The organism is Acinetobacter sp. V2, assembly GCF_001188385.1.
In the GTDB taxonomy this organism is placed as follows: domain Bacteria; phylum Pseudomonadota; class Gammaproteobacteria; order Pseudomonadales; family Moraxellaceae; genus Acinetobacter; species Acinetobacter oleivorans.
This window is the reverse complement of the sequence record NZ_JZFB01000004.1, coordinates 242,297-244,394: the sequence shown is the minus strand read 5'-3', so window position 1 is coordinate 244,394 and position 2,098 is coordinate 242,297. Positions and strand designations below refer to the sequence as shown.

Genomic DNA, 2,098 nt, shown 5'->3' with positions numbered 1-2,098 from the left:
TTTACCGTTTAGTTATCTAATGGGAGTAGCTAATTCTGTTACTTTGGTTTCGTCCAAAGTAACCAAAAGCATCTGTCATTCGCAGAACCTGTTCACTGTAAGCATTTATCTTAAGCGTTGCAAAAACTATCTTTTATAGAAACCACGCAGGCTGCGAATGACGTTGTCGAGTATCGAATATAAGAGATTAATCAAATAATTTAATTAATAATTAGTCATTTACTATCGTGATAGACGGCATGGATGCCGTCGTTTCGCTGTGCTACATGGATGTAGCATCAGCGTAACAAAGGGTTTTGTCACTTTTGCCCTCAAAAGTGAGGCATTGCCTATTAACAGGCTTTAGAAAATCTCATAATTTGAGGCTGTGCTAAAAAATGATTAAGCTTTTTCAGCCAAAGCCTGACCTTCAAACTTCACACCATCCCAACCATTTTGCATAAACTGACGAATATTTTGATGGTCAGTGCCCTCAGGCGTAGCCAATACAGATGCGTAGTGTTCTGCAAATAAACTTAAAGTTTGTGCTGGGTCTAAACCTTGTAACTTGGCAAAAGAGAAAACTTTCGCACTGCCTTGATTTTCAGTCGCAGCGTTATGCTGTGCGCCATTTTGAAAAGCCGTTGGAGTATGTTGGTAACGTGCTTCAATATGAGCTAAAACGTCTGAAAATTTTGCTGTGCCTGCTTGTAATTGTGCAAGTAACTCTTGTGCCATTATCTTAAACTTCCTATTAAATGAGGGTTCAAGCATAGCATCGAATAGCAACTTTGAAAGCTCGGTGAGTGCAAAAAAAAGATAAGTTGTGGGAAAAATAAGAAGAGTTTTTATACAAGTTGTGGATAAGTTCTCTTTTATACACAACATAAAAAGATCGAAAAAATACACATAAAAAAAGAAGCCTAAGTGGAGGAGATAGTCTTAGGCTTCCAATGATTTAAGTGTATTGGTCAAATCTTAACGTAAGATTAACTCTTACGATTAAAGCGAGCGAAGCGTTTATTAAAGGTTGCAACGCGGCCTTCGTTACTTGCTTGACGTACTTCACCTGTGTAGAAAGGGTGAGATGCACTTGAAATATCAAGGGTTACATAAGGATAGACTTTTCCTTGATATTCTTTGGTTTGTTTAGACTGAAGAGTACTACCAATTAAGAAGTATACGTCTGCATTGGTGTCATGGAATAACACTTGTTGATAAGCAGGATGAATATCTTTACGCATGAGAGATTGTCCTAAATTATTTTTGATTAAAGAAATGTTATAACATAACAATTGGAAAGTCAATGTAACCCCTAGAAGGCTACATTGATCAGTAAATTAAGTTAGTTAGAAGGTGGGATAAGCTCTTCAAATAGTCCATTCAAATTGTCATGAACTTTTAAGTGAATCAGGTTCCAGTAGTGTCCTGAAATGGTTCTGTTGACCATTAATGTATCTGGTGAAGGCTTAAAGACATCCCAGTACTTCAAAGATTTTTTCACAAGCAGCATGCCATCATGATGTGATGAGTTCTCGGCAAAATCATAAGTGGTGGTAAGCGGACGTAATAACACTTCAATCCAGAGTTTATAAAGATCGCTCGGGAATTTGCCTTTTTCGGCTAGTGAATGTAGCTCAAGTAACTCAGTTTCAATCAAATCGATATTTTCATGACGAGCTGCATTTACTAAGCGTTTAAAGCTATACACAATTTCATTTGAAAGTGTTTTAACACTGCCGTAGTCATAAATAATGACACTACCATCTTGGCGGAAGGCAAAGTTACCTGGGTGAGGGTCACAGTGAAAACGTTTTAAAAAGAACATTTCCTGACCTAAAGCACGAATCAAACGACGTCCAATCGTATTTCGAATTTCAATAGGCCAAGCACTGGCAGTTTCAATACTGTCACCTTGTTCGAGGCTCAAGGTTAAAATACGTCTTGAAGAATAATCTTTATAAACAGTTGGGATGATAATTTTGTCATCTAACTGGCTATGAAATGTTTTAAAAACTTCTAGGTTTTGAGCCTCAATTTCATAGTTAAGTTCTGCTGATAGACTATCTTGAATTTCTGCAAAAAGCTGATCTTGTAGCTTTTTATCAATTTTAAGTAC

The 2,098-nt window shown here is 36.9% G+C and carries 3 protein-coding genes; all 3 read right to left on the bottom strand.

The features are described 5' to 3' along the window. Positions 1 to 381: 381 nt before the first annotated feature. Complete coding sequence (locus UC75_RS14090; RefSeq protein ID WP_049837953.1) at positions 382 to 717, bottom strand: HopJ type III effector protein; 336 nt, start codon at positions 715 to 717, stop codon at positions 382 to 384. A gap of 251 nt (positions 718 to 968) precedes the next feature. Next, on the bottom strand, positions 969 to 1,223 hold the full coding sequence (locus UC75_RS14085; protein WP_005301976.1) for a type B 50S ribosomal protein L31: 255 nt from the start codon (positions 1,221 to 1,223) through the stop codon (positions 969 to 971). Between the two features lie 101 nt (positions 1,224 to 1,324). Beyond that, on the bottom strand, positions 1,325 to 2,098 hold a 774-nt coding region (locus tag UC75_RS21800), incomplete at its 5' end, for an AarF/UbiB family protein (RefSeq protein WP_228137384.1).

Coding starts and splice junctions, on each gene's coding strand:
- UC75_RS14090 (WP_049837953.1), bottom strand. CDS start 717: ATGGCACAAGAGTTACTTGCACAATTACAAGCAGGCACAGCAAAATTT.
- UC75_RS14085 (WP_005301976.1), bottom strand. CDS start 1,223: ATGCGTAAAGATATTCATCCTGCTTATCAACAAGTGTTATTCCATGAC.